The following is a 13210-nucleotide window of genomic DNA, read 5'->3' on the forward strand; positions in this document are numbered from 1 at the left end:
TCAGGATGTGTAATTGAGAATCATTCAATCATGCGCAAATGTAGTAGTAAATGCGCGGGGCAATAAATTTATCCAACAACAAAAACGCACCAGGACGGGGGTGGCATCAAAAATAATTATTTTGTTATTAATTGAATTTAAATGAGTTTGTTTTTTTAAGGCATCCAAAATACGCGAAGGTCATAGCAAAGACCCTATGAAATGAAACGGTAATGTAGTGCGCTTGACTACTACATTACGACGCTGCATGATCAAAAGAGAATGAGATTTATTTATAGTGCAGAACGATACCACGTCGTTGCGGCCGGAGAGAGAGAAACATGCCACAGCGGCAAGATGCCCCATTAGAACGCGGGATTGTGCTGGAGTCCCTGAGTGCTGGATACGGCAACCAGTGCATCGTTAATAACATCAACCTGACCGTTCCTGTCGGCAAAATGACGGTGCTGGCGGGTGCTAACGGTTCCGGCAAATCCACTTTACTTAACACTATGGCGCGGATGCTAAAACCGTTGGGCGGTTGCGTTCGACTCGATGGCCGCGACATTCACCAGCAGCCAACGAAGCAGGTGGCCCGCCAGCTGGGGTTGCTGCCGCAGTCGCCGTTAACGCCGGAAGGACTCACGGTATTTGAGCTGGTATCCCGCGGACGCTATCCGTGGCAGGGGCTTATTCGCCAGTGGTCGGAGGAAGATGAGCAGGCCGTGGAAGAGGCGCTACGTCTCACCAACACGCTGGAATTTGCGCATCTGCCGGTAGACAGTCTCTCCGGTGGTCAGCGGCAACGGTGCTGGATAGCGATGGCATTGGCCCAGCAAACCGCCACCATTTTGCTTGATGAACCGACCACCTGGCTTGACTTGCGCTACCAGGTGGACATTCTTGAACTCCTCCAGCAACTAACGCGCGAACACGGACGTACCGTGATTACCGTGCTGCACGACCTTAACTTTGCCGTCAATTACGCCGACACGCTGGTCTTTATGAAACAAGGGCGCATTGCCCATATCGTTGATGAAGGGCAATCGTGCACACCTGAAATGATTAAACAGGTGTTCGAGGTTGACGTGCAGATGCTCGACAACCCGCAAACCGGAAGACCGCTGTTTATGCCGTTCTGCTCTCGCCGGGAACCTTGCTGATGGTCACGCATAGCGTGTTGCCGCGACGGAGAACCGCGCGTCCTCTATGGGCACTGTTGCTGGTGAGCGTCCTATTGTGCGTGGGGGCGATTATTCATCTTGGCCTTGGGGCGCGACCTATCGCACCAAAGGTCGTGGTCGAGGCATTTTGGCATTATGACCCGCGTAATTTTGAGCACCGCATTATTGTCAGCCTGCGCTTAACACGCTTGCTTGCGGCTTTGCTGACCGGCGCGGCGCTGGGGGCTGCCGGGTTATTGCTGCAAACCGTGGTGCGTAATCCGCTGGGTGAGCCGCATATTCTTGGTCTGAACGCTGGGGCGACGCTGGCGGTGGTTGCCTGTTCGGCGGCGGGAGTCTCATTTGGCGAATGGGGAATTAACCGTCCGCTGACGGCGGCATGTGGGGCCGCGCTGCTGTTTGGACTCGTGATGCTGTTGGCGAGCGCCGGGCGCGTCGGGGCAACCGCGATGAAAATCACCCTCTGCGGAGTCGCTCTATCGGCGTTTGCTTCGGCGGTGACCGCTTCCATCTTAATCCTCGACGAACAAACGCTGCAGGCGATGCGCACCTGGCTTGCCGGTGACTTAGCCGGAATCTCGGTTACCACGCTGCAGATGGCAAGTCTCCCGGCACTTTGCGGCTTGCTGCTGGCGGCGTTTATCGCACCGCGGCTGAATATTCTTGCCTTTGGTGACAGCGTGGCCAGTGGGCTTGGCGTGGCGGTGGCACGCACCCGTGTGCTGGGCGTTATCGCGATTGCACTGCTTTGCGGGGCGGCGGTGTCAGTGGCTGGTCCCGTGGGCTTTATCGGACTGGTGGTCCCGCACGCGATCCGTCGTTGGGCGGGACAGGATATTCGTACCGGACTGCTGCTGGCGATTCCTACCGGTGCGCTGCTGCTACTGCTAGCGGATATTCTCGCCCGTTGGCTGCTGGCTCCACAGGAGTTGGCAACCGGCGTGATGACGGCCCTAGTGGGTGCACCTGTCTTTATCGTTATTGCCGTGAGGTTCTTTAAATGACGCGAGCCGTGACAAAAGCGGGATTCTCGCTGCTCAAGTTTGGGCCGTTACGCATGCTAGTGCGCCCCAAACTTTTAAAAATTGCCGCGGTGATGGCCGCGTTGATAGCGCTGTTGCTGCTTTATGGCATGACGCGTGGCACGCTGCCCATTCCCACTGGTGCCATTGCTCGGGCGCTTTTCTACCCGGAAGCGCTAAGCGCGCAGCAAACCTATATCGTCCGCGATATCCGACTGCCACGACTGCTGATGGCTATCTTTTGCGGGGGCATGTTGGGGCTTGCCGGAGCGGCAATGCAGTCGATAACCCGTAATGGCCTTGCCGATCCCGGGCTGATTGGCGTGAAAGAGGGCACAAGCGTCGTGGTGCTGACGCTGATTCTGGCATTCCCTTCACTCAGCCTGGCCTGGCGTCCCGTGGTCGGTATGCTCGGTGGTCTGACGGTGGCGCTACTGGTTATTGTTCTGGCCCGGGATCTTTCAAGGCCACGCTTTATTCTGATTGGTATCGGCATCTCTTGGGCGCTGTCGGCAGCGATGGGGCTGTTTGTCACGACTGCGGATATCCGCGATGTTCAGACGGCCATGACCTGGCTTGCTGGCAGTCTCCACGCGGCAACCTGGCCGCTACTGGGCGTGGCCGTGATGTGGGCGCTTCCCGCCGCACTGGTGCTGTACCTGACCGCGCGTGCAGCGGACGTTGCCATGCTGGGTGATCAGATGTCCTGTGGGCTAGGTGTGCGTTTGTCTCGCCTGACGTTACTGCGTTTCTTTGCGCCGGTGCTGTTAACAGCAGCTAGCGTCTCCTGCGTGGGCAGCCTCGGATTTGTGGGGCTAATGGCGCCACATATGGCGCGATTTTTACTGCGTGGCGGTCAGGTGGCGCTGCTCAGCGGCAGCGCGTTAATTGGCGCATTGCTGGTGCTGCTGACCGACACCATTGGGCGGTTGGCTTTTGCGCCGCTGCAAATCCCGGCAGGGATCATCATTTCGCTGATTGGCTGCCCGTTTTTTATTTTATTGCTGTGGCGTCGGCGCGACGCTTTGTAAGGAGTTGGTATGACTATGCGTGGCCTGTTGTCTTTTATCTGGCTGGTTAGCGCGGCGGCGAGTGCGCAAACTCAGGCGTTCACTGACGATCTTGGGCGCGTCGTGCAGGTGCCGATAAAGCCGCAGCGCATTGTGTCGATGCACGATCTCGATATTACCATTCCGCTGATTGAACTCGGTGTGCCCCCGGTTGCCAGCCACGGCCGCACACGCCCCGACGGCAGCCACTTCCTGCGCTCCAGCGCGCAGCTGACCGGCGTTGATTTTGATAACAGCGATATCAAATTTATCGGCACCGCGGATATCGATCTCGAAGCGGTCGCGGCGGCAAAGCCCGACCTCATCATTACCGAGCCCAACCGCAACGTACCCATTGAGCAACTGGCGAAAATCGCCCCGACGGTGAGCATCGACCATCTGCTTGGCAGCGCGCCGCGCATTTATAGCAAGCTGGCGCAGTTGACCGGTACGCAGGCGCGGCTGGCGGTGCTCGACAGACGTTATCAAGCGCAAATCCAGCAGCTCAAACAGACTATTGATACCGCGAAAATCAGCGTTTCGGTGATTCAGGCCAATAATGGCAAAGTTACGGTCCATCACTCTTACCACTCGCTTGGACGGGTGTTGCGTGATGCCGGCTTCCGCTTCCCGCCGCTGATTGAGCGTATTCCTGACGGTCAGCGTATTGACGTCAGCGCCGAACAACTGCCCGAGCTCGATGCGGACTTTCTCTTTGCCACCTGGCGTTCTGATACCGGCGGCAAACCGCAGGATGAACTTAATGATATGGAGAAAGTGATGCCTGGATGGTGTGATTTTGTGCAGGCCTGCCACAGCGGGCACTATATCCTGCTGCCGCGTGAAGAGGTGATTTCCAACTCCTACGCGGCGCTTAGCCTGCTGGTGGCTGAGGTGCAATCACAGATTGCCGGTCGTCCTATGCCTAAGGAGAGCCAATGAACCCAGTCTCAACGCGTAAAGAAAAACGTCGGGTTGACCTGTTTGGTGAGCGTCTGCGTAGCCGCACAACGCAACTTTCGCCTCGCTTGCTGGCGGTGGTGAACTGGATTGACGATAACCGTGAGGCGGTGCTGGATCATACGGCAATGGAAATTGCTGCTGCGACGCAGACCTCGGACGCTACGGTGGTGCGGGCCATTCAGGCACTAGGATTTGCCGGATTGCGCGATCTTAAACAAACGCTCCAGCATTGGTTTGGACCGGTGATTACCTCGTCGGAAAAAATGGCCTCGACGGTAGGGGCGCTGACCAGCGATGTCAACTCTAGCATCGATTTTGTACTAGAAGGCCATCTTCGCGCCTGCGAAATGCTGGCGAATGCCGAGAACCGTTCGGCGATTGCTCAGGCGGTGGCTTTACTTAGCGATGCCCGGCAGGTGGCGTTGTTTGGCATTGGTGCATCGGGCATCTTAACCGAATACACCGCGCGGCTGTTTAGCCGTATTGGGCTGCCATCGTATGTGTTAAACCGCACCGGTTTTAGTCTGGCGGAGCAAATTGCCTCCTTGCAGCGCGGCGACGTGCTTATCATGATGGCGCAGAAATCGCCGCACCGGGAAGGGCTGACGACGCTGCGGGAAGCCGCGCGTTTGGGGATCCCTACCATTCTACTGACCCAGGCAACAGACTCGCGTTTTAGCGAAATGTCGCAGGTCGTTATCCACGTACCGCGAGGTGAGAATGGCCGCGTACCGCTGCACGGCACCGTGATGGTATGCCTTGAGATGCTGGTCCTGTCAGTCGCCTCGACTGCGTCTCAACGCACAATTCGCTCGATGAAGCGTATTAATGACCTGCATAAGGCCATTGGCAAGTCGGGCGGCCGAAAAGGGTAAACTTAGCAGCGTATCTCGCTTAAATTTTACGTGAGCTGACTCGATTATCCGTTTGCATTTTGTTTGGATAATCATCAGGCTAGCAAAAACGAACGAGTCAATGAGGTAGCGAGATGAAGGCATTGCCAGCGGTAGCAGTTCTGGGATTGGGCGCAATGGGGCACGCATTTGCGGCTAATTTGCTGAAGAAAGGCTTTACGGTATATGGCTGGAACCGTACGCCGGGTCGCGGTGAGGATCTAAAAGCACAAGGCCTACAGCTTCATAACGATGCGAAGCAGGCGGTTGTTGACGCGCAGGTTGTTATCGCCATGCTGACCGATGGCGAAGCGACGGAGTCGATTATCCGCGCCATCACGCCATCTTGCCCACCGGGGGCGACCTTCTGTCAGATGGGGACGATTGGAATCCAAGAAACCGCAGCGGCCATCGCGCTACTTGAAACGCTGCGTCCGGATATGTTGTATCTCGACGCTCCGGTTTCCGGTACCAAAGCGCCAGCAGAAAACGCGCAGATCCTAGTGATGGCCAGCGGTGATAGCTCTCGCGCACAGGCGGCGCAGACGGTATTCGACGCCATCTCGCGCGGCACGCAGTGGTACGGCGAAGCGGGCAGCAGTCAGAAAATGAAGCTGGTGATAAACGCGTGGCTGATTGCCATGATGCAGGGCGTGGCAGAAAGCATGCAGTTGGCGAAGCAGTTTGGTTTTACGCCAAATCAGCTCTGGGAAACCCTAGAAGGCGGGCCGCTGGCGGCGCCGTACGTGAAGGGGAAACTAGAGATGATTCGCCAAGATGATTACACCCCGCAAATGCAGCTGCAACACGCTTTGAAAGATGCGCGTCTGGCGCTGGCTAATGCTGCCCAAGGGACCATGCCGATGATGGACAACATCACCCATCTGTGGGCGCAGGCGGCTGATAACGGTTTGGCAGAGCAGGACTTGGCTGCGGTTTTCGCCTGGCTTGATAACGCTCGCCGGGGTTAACCAATTTGTGACCGAAATGGAAATACATTTCACCAAATAAAAAACCGGCATCGTATGCCGGTTTTAATGATTAAATTTTGCAGGCGTCGCCGCAGTCATCGTCGGCGATAATCGCTTCTGCCTTCTTGTCTGCTTCGTCCAGACGTTCTGCATTGCGCTCTTGTGCCTCTTCCAGCCCATCAAAGACCAGATTATCGATATCTATTTCCATTCGTCACCTGTATTCAGATTGTTCTACACTCGTCACAGTATATTGCAAAAATGTTGTTTGATGTAGCCGCGAAACACATCCGACGCGATAGCAGCACAAAGCGCGCGTCGATGCCTAATAGAAATCCAAAGTGTGAAGTAACGCGTGGTAAAAGCGCACGTAGAGTACAAAAAATAGTCGGCAACAGGCGAATACTGGAAACAGGAAAGCATATAACCTTGAAAACAAAACCAGTTCGGAGGGATATGCCATGCAGAAACAGACTCCACAGGAATTAGCGAATTTTGATTTTCTGGCCCGCAGTTTTGCGCGAATGCAATCGTTGGGCCAGCCTGTTGATATCCACGCGGTCACGGGAAACATGAGCCAGCAGCAGAGCGTGTGGTTTCAGGAACGCTATGAACATTATCGAAAGCAGGCTGCGCGAGTGAAAGCGCAAGCGCTAGAAGTGTGTTAATGACCAACGGGCCGGGCGGCCCATTTTGCTGAGAGCGGGCACATAAACGTGCCCGTTTTTATTTTTCAAGAGCGGCTTTTTTCGGGAATATCCACGGCGCCACGATAGGTGAGACCACCATGAGGGCGCGTTTAAGGACAAACCGCGCAGTTCCTCATTCATGAAATTTGTTCATAGGTCAGTTCTCATTTCCCCGTCTAATCAAGCCTATGTCAACTCACTATAATTTTCATTCTTCCACTTTGTGGTAAAGCGCGAATGAAACCCCCGCGAATCTATGAGCAGAGCTAATGGAGCAACTATGGACGAGATATTTGATGGCAACAGCGTGTTCCCACGCGGCGAAAAGAATGAAGCCTATGCTAAATACTTCACCGGCACTAGCTATCTGACCATGCTATCACGTGAAGGCGTGACGATTGGCAATGTGGCATTTGAACCGGGCTGCCGAAATTTTTGGCATATCCATCACCAAGGCGGGCAAATCCTGCTGATAACCGGCGGACGCGGCTGGTATCAGGCCTGGGGCGAGGCGGCTCGCGAGCTGAAAACCGGTGATGTGGTGAATATTCCTCCGGGAACGAAGCATTGGCACGGCGCGGCGCACGATAGCTGGTTTGCCCATATTGCGATAGAAGTTCCAGCACAAGGGGCGTCGAACGAGTGGCTTGAACCCGTCAGTGATGAAGATTACCTACGGTTGCCATAACCGGATGATGACGTTTGTAATCCTGCTTTTGTGCTCGATGTCGACTAAGCCTGAGTAAAGTCATGGTTATAATGCGGCGTCTAAATCAATGGAGAGGAAAAAGATGCTCGTAAACGTTCGGTTGCTGAAAAACGCTATCCTTGCAAGCACGATGCTGATGACCACCGCGTCGGTATGGGCGGCAGAACACTGGATCGATGTTCGTACCCCGGATCAGTACCAGGAAACCCACGTACAGGGCGCGGTGAATATTCCGCTAAAACAACTGGCTCAGCGGATTGGCGAAGTCACCCAGGATAAAAATGATACGCTCTATCTGTACTGCAATACTGGCAACCAGTCGGGCAAAGCCGAAACACTGCTGCAGAACATGGGCTATAAAAACGCAGTGAATGAAGGCGGTTTAAAAGACGTTGAGAAAAAAGTGACGCTGGTGAAATAGCCTTTTGGCTCGCTGGATACGTCACTCTTCCCGCCACGCTCCGACGTTCTGTCGGGGCGTGTTATGGTTGGCGCAAAAGCCCGCGCGCTGCTAGCCTGAATGATTCAGGCTCTGGGGTTTGGTCTCAGGGCATCATCGATAAATCAAGGATTTCCAATGAGCGAAGTTAAGATCGTTGCCACGTTGACGCCTTTCCCTGAACATATCGCGACCATCCGAAAAGCAGCGCAAACCATGGTGCCGCTCACGCATCAGGAAGCTGGATGCCTGCAATACGATTTGCATGAGAGCCGTGTGATTGCAGATGTTCGGAATCTGGCGAATGAAGGGGCGGTGTCGTTTGTGTTTATTGAGCGCTGGAAATCAGAGCAAGACTTGGTTAAGCATGTTGCGATGTCATATCACGATGATTTTCTAGAAATTCTGGATGGCAAGTTGCAAAGTCTTAACGTTCAACGTTTGACTGCACTCTAGCGTAAACACGGGATTTTAAATTAGATAGGAAAATATGCGCCATATCAGAGAAGATATGGTGCGTTCGATTGGACTCGAACCAACGACCCCCACCATGTCAAGGTGGTGCTCTAACCAACTGAGCTACGAACGCGTAATGGTGCGTTTAATTGGACTCGAACCAACGACCCCCACCATGTCAAGGTGGTGCTCTAACCAACTGAGCTATAAACGCAAAATGGTGCGTTCGATTGGACTCGAACCAACGACCCCCACCATGTCAAGGTGGTGCTCTAACCAACTGAGCTACGAACGCATTATTGCTTGCGGCAACGGGGACGAATATTAGCGGCAGACATCGGTTGTGGCAAGCGGAAAATGTTTGATTTCACGTGACTGGAGAACTTTTGCCCATCTCTGGCGTATTTTCCCGCAATAGCGGGAATCGCGCCGAACTCTTTGTATTTTAACGTCACATTTTTCACGGTTAGTGTGCGGAATTTATCTGCGACACATTCAGACGCTCGTTGTTGCACTATGAAATGTTATGTTATAACATTTTCACCTATTGCAGCGGAGAAGGAAATAAAACGGGTGAAGCAGACAATTAAAATCGGCGTAACGTTAGCGGGGCTGTTATTCGGCACTCAGGCCCTCGCGCATGGGCACCACGACCACGGTAAGCCGTTAACGGAAGTGGAACAAAAAGCAGCAGAAGGGATTTTTGACCTCAAAGAGGTGAAGGACCGTTCGCTTACCGATTGGGAAGGGATTTGGGAGTCGGTTAATGGTTATCTGTTATCCGGCGATCTGGATCCGGTATTCAAACAGAAAGCTGAGAAACAGTCGGGTAAAACCTTTGCGGAAATCAAAGAGTACTATCGGAAAGGCTACGCGACCGATGTCACGATGATAGGCATTGAAAACGGCGTGATGGAGTTTCACGTGGGTGAGAAGGTGAGCACCTGTCAGTATCGCTACAGCGGGCATAAGGTACTCACTTACGCTTCAGGTAAACAGGGCGTTCGCTATCTGTTTGAGTGCCAGCAGGCAAACACCGGTGCGCCGAAGTATGTGCAGTTTAGCGACCATATTATTGCGCCGCGCAAATCCGCGCATTTCCACATCTTTATGGGGAATCAATCACAAGAAGCGCTGCTGGAGGAGATGGACAACTGGCCGACCTACTATCCGTACCAGTTGACCAAACAGCAGGTTGTTGATGAGATGCTGCATCACTAAGGTTTTATCGCGTAAGCCCGACGCCGGGCTTACGCAACTTAGCCCGGTATTAACGCGAGGCGCGCTGGAGGATGACCGTATCCGGCTGGCGTTGCAGGAAGCGCATACGTAGCATCATCATTACCGCCGCCGCGGTCAGGCCAATGATAAAGCCCCACCAGAACCCAGCAGGACCCATTCTCTCCACCACCAGATCGGTCAGCGCCAGCACGTAGCCGCATGGTAAACCCAGAACCCAGTAAGCGATAAAGGTAATAAAGAAGATCGAACGCGTATCTTTATAACCTCGCAGAATGCCGCTGCCGATAACCTGCACTGAATCAGAAAGTTGATACAGCGCCGCCAGCAGCATGAGCTGCGCGGCCAGCGTGACGACTTCAGGATTGTCGTTATACAGCAGGGCAATGTGCGTACGCATCAAGGTCGTGAAAATGGCGGTACACATCGCCATACATAGGCCAACGCACAAACCTGTACGTGCGGAAACCTGAGCGTCGGCCGTCGAACCTTGACCAAGGCGGAAACCGACTCGGATAGTGACCGCTCCGGCAAGTGACATCGGCAGAACGAACATCAGTGAACTAAAGTTCAGTGCGATCTGGTGCCCGGCGACATCGACGATTCCCAGCGGTGATACTAACAGAGCGACGACGGCAAACAGCGTCACTTCAAAGAACAACGCCAGCGCAATAGGCAGCCCCAGAGTCGTCAGGCGTTTGAGAATAACGGGATCGGGGCGGGAAAACCGTTCTGTGTTGCGAATATCACGCATTGAGCCTGCATGATGTCGGTAATACGACATGCTCAAGAACATCACCCAGTAAACTGCGGCAGTTGCCACGCCGCAGCCCACGCCGCCCAGCTCAGGCATCCCAAAATGACCGTAAATAAAGATGTAGTTGACCGGAATATTCACCAGCAGGCCAATAAAGCCCATCACCATGCCCGGCTTGGTTTTCGCCAACCCTTCGCATTGGTTACGTGCAACCTGGAAAAAGAGATACCCCGGAGCGCCCCATAGCAGCGCGCGCAGATAGCCTACGGCTTTATCCGCGAGAGCAGGGTCAATATTGTGCATCGAGCGAATAATGTAACCCGCATTCCACAGCACAACCATGATAAGCACGGAGACAAATCCCGCCAGCCAGAATCCCTGACGCACCTGCATTGCGATGCGGTCACGACGGCCTGAACCGTTTAGTTGGGCGATAACCGGCGTCAACGCCAGCAATAACCCGTGACCAAAGAGAATGGCCGGCAGCCAAATAGAGGTACCGATCGCTACCGCAGCCATGTCAGTGGCGCTGTAACCACCTGCCATAACGGTATCGACGAATCCCATTGCCGTTTGGGCAACCTGCGCAAGGATAACCGGGATAGCCAGAGATAATAACTGACGCGCTTCGACAAAGTACTTCTGCACGTTAACACCTGTATTGTTGTTATTTATTCTCGCCGTACAGCGGGTACGGGAGACAGAAAAGCCGCCATACTGGCAGCAAGAAGAAAAAATAGAGGAAAATGCTCGTCGCCTATCGAGTCGCGGATGAGATGACTGCGACTCGTAATCCTTAGAACATGACTCCGATATTGTAGCGAGGATTTGCTTTTAATCTAGTCAAAAAATGAGAGGCAGCTTGCGGAAGGTAGCAACCTGTTTTCTCAACTGCTATTGTGCGTAGCAGATGAATCGGTAGACATACCGGGATAATGATTAATAGGAGTTAACTGCATGTTCACTGGTATTGTGCAGGGCACGGCAAAAATCGTGTCCATTGATGAAAAACCAAACTTCCGCACCCACGTGGTGGCGCTGCCAAAACACATGCTGGCGGATCTCGAAACCGGCGCTTCTGTGGCGCATAACGGCTGTTGCCTCACGGTGACGGAAATTAACGGCGACCAGATTAGCTTTGACCTGATGAAAGAGACGTTGCGCATCACCAATCTGGGTGATGTGAAAGAGGGCGATCTCGTGAACGTTGAGCGGGCGGCGAAATTCAGCGATGAAATCGGCGGCCATTTGATGTCCGGTCACATTATGACCACTGCGGAAGTGTCGAAAATCCTGACGTCTGAAAACAATCGGCAAATCTGGTTCAAAATTCAGGACCCGGCGCTGATGAAGTATGTTCTGTATAAAGGCTTTATCGGTATTGATGGTATCAGCCTGACGGTCGGCGAAGTGACACCAACCCGTTTTTGTGTCCACCTGATCCCGGAAACGCTGGAGCGTACTACGCTGGGTAAAAAACGGTTGGGCGACCGAGTCAATATTGAAATTGACCCGCAAACGCAGGCGGTTGTAGATACTGTAGAACGCGTTATGGCGGCAAAAGAAGCGGCACAGCAGGCGGCAGAATAACCGCCAGAAGAGATGACCTGCGTCAGCGAGACGCAGGTCGTAAGGCATTATCGAGCTACACGTAAACCCTGCTCAACCCCGCGAGAGAACATCACCTGCCATAGCTGAATATCACGTGCACGGAACGCACCCGCACAGGCATTCAGATAGTAGCTAAACATGCGTTTGAATCGTTCAGAATAGTTGTCCGCGATCTCAGGCCAACTGGCAATAAAACGTTCATACCAAGCCATCAGCGTCGTATCGTAATCAGCGCCAAAGTTATGCCAGTCTTCCATCACAAAATGGGGTTCACTGGCGTGGGCAATCTGGCGTACTGAGGGTAAACAGCCATTCGGAAAGATGTATTTATTAATCCAAGGATCGACATTATTGTCCGTGACCTTTGAGCCGATGGTGTGCAGCAAAAATAGGCCGTCAGGTTTTAAATTACGGTCGACAACGGAGAAATAGGTGTCGTAGTTTTTCGGCCCAACGTGCTCAAACATGCCAACTGAAACAATTCGGTCAAACTGAGCATGAAGGTCGCGGTAATCCTGCAGCAGAATTTCGACATCCAGCCCTTCACAGCGCGATTGCGCGAGCTTCTGCTGCTCGGCGGAAATGGTGACGCCTTTCACGCTGACGGCATAGTTTTTCGCCATATACGCTGCTAGCCCGCCCCAGCCGCAGCCAATGTCCAGCACCTGCATGCCCGGTTTGAGCTGCAGTTTTTGGCAAATGAGATCCAGTTTGGCAAGCTGTGCTTCTTCTAGATCCTGCGCATCTTTCCAGTACCCGCAGGAGTACTGCATATACGGGTCAAGCATGCGGTTGAAGAGGTCGTTGCCGAGATCGTAGTGTTCTTTACCCACCTGCCAAGCGCGTTTTCGACTTTGTAAATTCAGCAGACGGGCGCCGGCAATACGCAGGGTATCTTTGAAATGATGGGGGAGTTGGTTTTCTAAACCGGCACGCAGAACTTGGTCGAAAAAGATATCAAGACGGTCGCATTCCCACCAGCCGTCCATATAGCTTTCTCCAAGACCCAGCGAACCTTCTTGTAAAATGCGTTTGAATAGTTGCGGATTTTTGACTTGGATATCGCAAGGAGCATTACCGTTAATCTCAATGCCTGCGCGGTTTAACAGCTCGCTAACGATACGATACCAGTCATCATCCGGTACGCTTACTTCTTCTATACACGATGAGCTCATAGCTTCTCCATCCCGACCTGATGATCAGAACCTTAAAACAGCGTAGACGCTTTTTTCTGGTTTGTGAGAAATGT

The 13210-nt window shown here is 53.4% G+C and carries 15 protein-coding genes and 3 tRNA genes; 12 read left to right on the plus strand and 6 right to left on the minus strand.

The window, feature by feature from the left end:
• Positions 1–320 precede the first annotated feature (320 nt).
• The 6 genes from AB4K05_RS08080 to AB4K05_RS08105 all read left to right on the plus strand — a co-directional run bounded on the left by AB4K05_RS08080 (position 321) and on the right by AB4K05_RS08105 (position 6061).
• Positions 321–1142 (plus strand): ABC transporter ATP-binding protein, encoded by an 822-nt coding sequence (locus AB4K05_RS08080; protein ID WP_368479468.1) that lies wholly within the window; start codon positions 321–323, stop codon positions 1140–1142.
• Entirely contained in the window at positions 1142–2167 is a 1026-nt protein-coding gene (locus AB4K05_RS08085; protein WP_368479469.1) for a FecCD family ABC transporter permease, read from the plus strand. The genes AB4K05_RS08080 and AB4K05_RS08085 overlap by 1 nt, the downstream gene beginning before the upstream one ends.
• Positions 2164–3216 (plus strand): FecCD family ABC transporter permease, encoded by a 1053-nt coding sequence (locus AB4K05_RS08090; RefSeq protein WP_368479470.1) that lies wholly within the window; start codon positions 2164–2166, stop codon positions 3214–3216. Before AB4K05_RS08085 ends, AB4K05_RS08090 begins: the two co-directional genes overlap by 4 nt.
• A 15-nt stretch (positions 3217–3231) precedes the next feature.
• The gene (locus tag AB4K05_RS08095) at positions 3232–4176 is read left to right on the plus strand and encodes an ABC transporter substrate-binding protein (protein ID WP_368479724.1); all 945 of its coding nucleotides are present in this window, start codon (positions 3232–3234) and stop codon (positions 4174–4176) included.
• Positions 4173–5072: a MurR/RpiR family transcriptional regulator gene (locus tag AB4K05_RS08100; RefSeq protein WP_368479471.1), complete on the plus strand. Its 900-nt coding sequence runs from the start codon at positions 4173–4175 to the stop codon at positions 5070–5072. Before AB4K05_RS08095 ends, AB4K05_RS08100 begins: the two co-directional genes overlap by 4 nt.
• A gap of 113 nt (positions 5073–5185) precedes the next feature.
• Complete coding sequence (locus AB4K05_RS08105) at positions 5186–6061, plus strand: NAD(P)-dependent oxidoreductase (RefSeq protein WP_368479472.1); 876 nt, start codon at positions 5186–5188, stop codon at positions 6059–6061.
• 70 nt (positions 6062–6131) lie between these two features.
• Here the strand turns inward: AB4K05_RS08105 and AB4K05_RS08110 are convergent, their stop codons facing one another.
• On the minus strand, positions 6132–6272 hold the full coding sequence (locus tag AB4K05_RS08110) for a hypothetical protein (RefSeq protein ID WP_368479473.1): 141 nt from the start codon (positions 6270–6272) through the stop codon (positions 6132–6134).
• A gap of 250 nt (positions 6273–6522) precedes the next feature.
• On the opposite strand from AB4K05_RS08110, the gene AB4K05_RS08115 reads away from it, so the two are divergent.
• The 4 genes from AB4K05_RS08115 (at position 6523) to AB4K05_RS08130 (ending at position 8354) form a co-directional block, all read left to right on the plus strand.
• A complete protein-coding gene (locus AB4K05_RS08115; protein WP_368479474.1) occupies positions 6523–6729 on the plus strand; it encodes a glycogen synthesis protein GlgS in 207 nt (68 codons plus the stop codon).
• A gap of 301 nt (positions 6730–7030) precedes the next feature.
• A complete protein-coding gene (locus AB4K05_RS08120) occupies positions 7031–7438 on the plus strand; it encodes a cupin domain-containing protein (protein ID WP_368479475.1) in 408 nt (135 codons plus the stop codon).
• A 103-nt stretch (positions 7439–7541) separates the two neighbouring features.
• Positions 7542–7880, plus strand: coding sequence for a thiosulfate sulfurtransferase PspE (gene pspE, locus AB4K05_RS08125; RefSeq protein WP_368479476.1), 339 nt, complete (start codon positions 7542–7544; stop codon positions 7878–7880).
• Between the two features lie 156 nt (positions 7881–8036).
• The gene (locus tag AB4K05_RS08130; RefSeq protein WP_368479477.1) at positions 8037–8354 is read left to right on the plus strand and encodes a putative quinol monooxygenase; all 318 of its coding nucleotides are present in this window, start codon (positions 8037–8039) and stop codon (positions 8352–8354) included.
• 56 nt (positions 8355–8410) lie between these two features.
• Here the strand turns inward: AB4K05_RS08130 and AB4K05_RS08135 are convergent.
• From AB4K05_RS08135 to AB4K05_RS08145, 3 genes are all read right to left on the minus strand, one after another.
• Positions 8411–8487, minus strand: a tRNA-Val gene (locus AB4K05_RS08135).
• A 4-nt stretch (positions 8488–8491) separates the two neighbouring features.
• Positions 8492–8568, minus strand: a tRNA-Val gene (locus AB4K05_RS08140).
• 4 nt (positions 8569–8572) lie between these two features.
• Positions 8573–8649 (minus strand) — tRNA-Val (locus tag AB4K05_RS08145).
• Positions 8650–8927: 278 nt separating this feature from the next.
• Between AB4K05_RS08145 and zinT the strand changes: the two genes are divergently transcribed.
• Positions 8928–9575, plus strand: a complete 648-nt coding sequence (gene zinT, locus AB4K05_RS08150) for a metal-binding protein ZinT (RefSeq protein WP_368479478.1) — start codon at positions 8928–8930, stop codon at positions 9573–9575.
• Positions 9576–9624: 49 nt separating this feature from the next.
• Here the strand turns inward: zinT and mdtK are convergent, their stop codons facing one another.
• Positions 9625–10998 carry an MdtK family multidrug efflux MATE transporter gene (gene mdtK / locus AB4K05_RS08155; protein WP_368479479.1) on the minus strand — a complete coding sequence of 458 codons (1374 nt, stop codon included), beginning with the start codon at positions 10996–10998 and terminating at the stop codon, positions 9625–9627.
• Positions 10999–11307: 309 nt separating this feature from the next.
• Here mdtK and AB4K05_RS08160 point away from each other — a divergent pair, with 309 nt between their 5' ends.
• Positions 11308–11940: a riboflavin synthase subunit alpha gene (locus AB4K05_RS08160; RefSeq protein ID WP_368479480.1), complete on the plus strand. Its 633-nt coding sequence runs from the start codon at positions 11308–11310 to the stop codon at positions 11938–11940.
• Between the two features lie 47 nt (positions 11941–11987).
• Here AB4K05_RS08160 and cfa read toward each other — a convergent pair whose 3' ends face one another.
• On the minus strand, positions 11988–13136 hold the full coding sequence (cfa, locus tag AB4K05_RS08165; RefSeq protein ID WP_368479481.1) for a cyclopropane fatty acyl phospholipid synthase: 1149 nt from the start codon (positions 13134–13136) through the stop codon (positions 11988–11990).
• Positions 13137–13210: the final 74 nt, after the last annotated feature.

The sequence above is a fragment of the Kluyvera sp. STS39-E genome, assembly GCF_040932435.1.
In the GTDB taxonomy this organism is placed as follows: Bacteria; Pseudomonadota; Gammaproteobacteria; order Enterobacterales; family Enterobacteriaceae; genus Kluyvera.

Bases quoted from the DNA above. Each gene is read 5' to 3' on its own strand.
- AB4K05_RS08080 (WP_368479468.1), top strand. From the start codon at position 321: ATGCCACAGCGGCAAGATGCCCCATTAGAACGCGGGATTGTGCTGGAG.
- AB4K05_RS08085 (WP_368479469.1), top strand. From the start codon at position 1,142: ATGGTCACGCATAGCGTGTTGCCGCGACGGAGAACCGCGCGTCCTCTA.
- AB4K05_RS08090 (WP_368479470.1), top strand. From the start codon at position 2,164: ATGACGCGAGCCGTGACAAAAGCGGGATTCTCGCTGCTCAAGTTTGGG.
- AB4K05_RS08095 (WP_368479724.1), top strand. From the start codon at position 3,232: ATGCGTGGCCTGTTGTCTTTTATCTGGCTGGTTAGCGCGGCGGCGAGT.
- AB4K05_RS08100 (WP_368479471.1), top strand. From the start codon at position 4,173: ATGAACCCAGTCTCAACGCGTAAAGAAAAACGTCGGGTTGACCTGTTT.
- AB4K05_RS08105 (WP_368479472.1), top strand. From the start codon at position 5,186: ATGAAGGCATTGCCAGCGGTAGCAGTTCTGGGATTGGGCGCAATGGGG.
- AB4K05_RS08110 (WP_368479473.1), bottom strand. From the start codon at position 6,272: ATGGAAATAGATATCGATAATCTGGTCTTTGATGGGCTGGAAGAGGCA.
- AB4K05_RS08115 (WP_368479474.1), top strand. From the start codon at position 6,523: ATGCAGAAACAGACTCCACAGGAATTAGCGAATTTTGATTTTCTGGCC.
- AB4K05_RS08120 (WP_368479475.1), top strand. From the start codon at position 7,031: ATGGACGAGATATTTGATGGCAACAGCGTGTTCCCACGCGGCGAAAAG.
- pspE (WP_368479476.1), top strand. From the start codon at position 7,542: ATGCTCGTAAACGTTCGGTTGCTGAAAAACGCTATCCTTGCAAGCACG.
- AB4K05_RS08130 (WP_368479477.1), top strand. From the start codon at position 8,037: ATGAGCGAAGTTAAGATCGTTGCCACGTTGACGCCTTTCCCTGAACAT.
- AB4K05_RS08160 (WP_368479480.1), top strand. From the start codon at position 11,308: ATGTTCACTGGTATTGTGCAGGGCACGGCAAAAATCGTGTCCATTGAT.
- cfa (WP_368479481.1), bottom strand. From the start codon at position 13,136: ATGAGCTCATCGTGTATAGAAGAAGTAAGCGTACCGGATGATGACTGG.